Below are 2,544 nucleotides of genomic sequence, written 5' to 3' on the forward strand. Positions count from 1 at the left end.
AGGCCGCCAGGGTCGCTCTCTCATCCAGCGCAGGAAGGGGGAGGTCGATCGTGACGACCGCCACCAAGGTTGCGATCAAGCCGCTCGAAGATCGCATTGTCGTACAGCCGTCCGACGCCGAGCAGACCACCGCGTCGGGCATCGTGATCCCGGACACGGCCAAGGAGAAGCCGCAGGAGGGCACCGTCCTCGCGGTGGGCCCGGGCCGTTTCGAGGACGGCAAGAGGGTCCCGCTCGACGTCAAGGTCGGCGATGTCGTGCTGTACAGCAAGTATGGCGGCACCGAGGTCAAGTACGCCGGCGAGGAGTACCTGGTTCTCTCCGCTCGCGACGTTCTGGCGATCATCGAGAAGTAGGTATCCGGCAAGGATCCTCAAGGGCGTGTTTCGCCAGCCCGGACGGTATTCGGACGATATGCGGCTGTGCTCGACTGTGCTCGTCCGTATTCGTCCACACGCATCCGGTCCGCATGTGTCCGTATGCGGCTGTTCGTCCGGATCGGCGAAACACGCCCGCTTGCCATCGGGCCATGCCCGGTGGGCATCGGTCGATGCGGACGGCCGTCGTCCAGGCGCCGGTTCGCGCGATCTGACGATCCACCGGACACGGCCCAGGGCCACCAGGGTGCACGATCACGGCTTTCCGCGCGTGCCCGGGGGCCCGAAGGGATTCCAGGGCACGCCCTGAGCCGGTTCGGGAGGACCACCTAAATGCCCAAGATCCTGTTGTTCAGCGAGGACGCCCGCCATGCCCTTGAGCATGGCGTGAACGCCCTCGCGGACGCTGTGAAGGTGACGATCGGCCCGCGCGGCCGCAATGTCGTCATCGACAAGTCCTACGGCGCGCCGACGATCACCAATGACGGGGTGACGATCGCGCGCGAGGTCGAGCTGACCAGCCCCAACGAGAACCTGGGGGCGCAGCTCGCCAAGGAAGTCGCTACCAAGACCAACGACGTCGCCGGCGACGGCACCACCACCGCCACCGTCCTCGCGCAGGCGCTGGTCCGCCACGGTCTGCGCCAGGTGGTGGCCGGGGTGCCGCCGCTGTCGCTCAAGGCCGGTATCGAGGCCGCCGCCGAGGCCGTCTCGAAGGCGCTGCTGGAGCAGGCCATCGAGGTCGACTCGAAAGAGGTCATCGCCCATGTCGCGGCCATCTCGGCGCAGGACACGAAGGTCGGCGAGCTGATCGCCGAGGCGATCGACCGGATCGGCAAGGACGGTGTGATCACCGTCGAGGAGAGCCAGACCCTGGGCCTGGAGCTCGAGCTCACCGAGGGGCTGCAGTTCGACAAGGGCTACATCTCCCCGTACTTCGTCAGCGACGCCGACCGCATGGAGGCCGTCCTTGAGGACGCCTACGTGCTGCTGCACCCCGGCAAGATCAGCGCGCTGAGCGACATCCTCCCGCTGCTCGAGAAGGTGGTGGAGGCCCACAAGCCACTGCTGATCATCGCCGAGGACGTCGAGGGCGAGGCGCTCTCGACGCTGGTCGTCAACGCCATCCGCAAGACCTTCCAGGTCGTCGCGGTGAAGGCTCCCGGCTTCGGCGACCGGCGCAAGGCGATCCTGCAGGACATCGCCGTGCTCACCGGCGGGCAGGTCGTCGCGCCCGAGGTCGGCCTGAAGGTCGACTCCGTCGGCCTGGACGACCTCGGCCGGGCCCGCCGGATCGTCGTCGACAAGGACAGCACGACCATCATCGACGGCTCCGGGGACGAGACCAGCGTCGCCGACCGGGTCCGCCAGCTCCGCGGCGAGATTGAGGCCACCGACTCGGACTGGGACCGCGAGAAGCTCCAGGAGCGGGTCGCCAAGCTCGCCGGCGGGGTCGCGGTGATCAGGGTCGGCGCGGCCACCGAGGTCGAGCTCAAGGAGAAGAAGCACCGTCTGGAGGACGCTGTCTCGGCCACCCGCGCCGCGGTGGAGGAGGGCATCGTCGCCGGTGGCGGGTCGGCTCTGCTGCACGCGTCCGCGGTACTCGACGACGGCCTGGGCCGCACCGGGGACGAGCTGGCCGGGGTGCGCATCGTGCGGGACGCGCTCGATGCCCCGCTGAACTGGATCGCCCGCAACGCCGGTCACGAAGGGGCAGTGATCGTTTCCAAGGTCAGGGAGCAGCCGGTCGGCAGCGGTTTCAACGCCGCCCGCGGCGAGTTCACCAACCTGATCGCGGACGGCGTGGTCGACCCGGTGAAGGTGACCCGGTCGGCCGTGGTGAACGCCGCGTCGATCGCCGCGCTGCTCATCACGACCGAGAGCCTGATCACGGAGAAGCCGGCCAAGCCCCAGACGGAGGCCGCCGGCCACAGCCACGGCGGGCACGCGCACTCGCACGGGCCGGCGTTCTGACCCGTTCACAGCCCGCCCACGGCCGTAGGCCGCATCCACCGGGCGCACAGCTCGAGCGGCCCGCGCGGTACGGGCTCTGATCGATACGCGGGCCCTTTACCGGTAAGGAGTTACCGGTAAAGGGCCCGCGGGGCGGGACGAGCCGGCGTACGGGAACGCCGCGGACGGCCCGGGGACGGCCCGGGGACGGCCC

General features: G+C 69.3%; 2 protein-coding genes. Both read left to right on the forward strand.

Features of this window, described 5'->3' with window-relative positions:
• Positions 1-50 precede the first annotated feature (50 nt).
• Complete coding sequence (groES, locus tag AC5LSR_RS20230) at positions 51-356, forward strand: co-chaperone GroES (RefSeq protein WP_013875067.1); 306 nt, start codon at positions 51-53, stop codon at positions 354-356.
• 354 nt (positions 357-710) lie between these two features.
• Entirely contained in the window at positions 711-2,351 is a 1,641-nt protein-coding gene (groL, locus tag AC5LSR_RS20235) for a chaperonin GroEL (RefSeq protein WP_250292525.1), read from the forward strand.
• Positions 2,352-2,544: the final 193 nt, after the last annotated feature.

The organism is Protofrankia sp. CiP1_Cm_nod4 (genome assembly GCF_982290645.1).

What these genes read in the sequence shown, in the direction of transcription:
- groL (WP_250292525.1), top strand. Translation starts at nt 711, where the DNA reads ATGCCCAAGATCCTGTTGTTCAGCGAGGACGCCCGCCATGCCCTTGAG.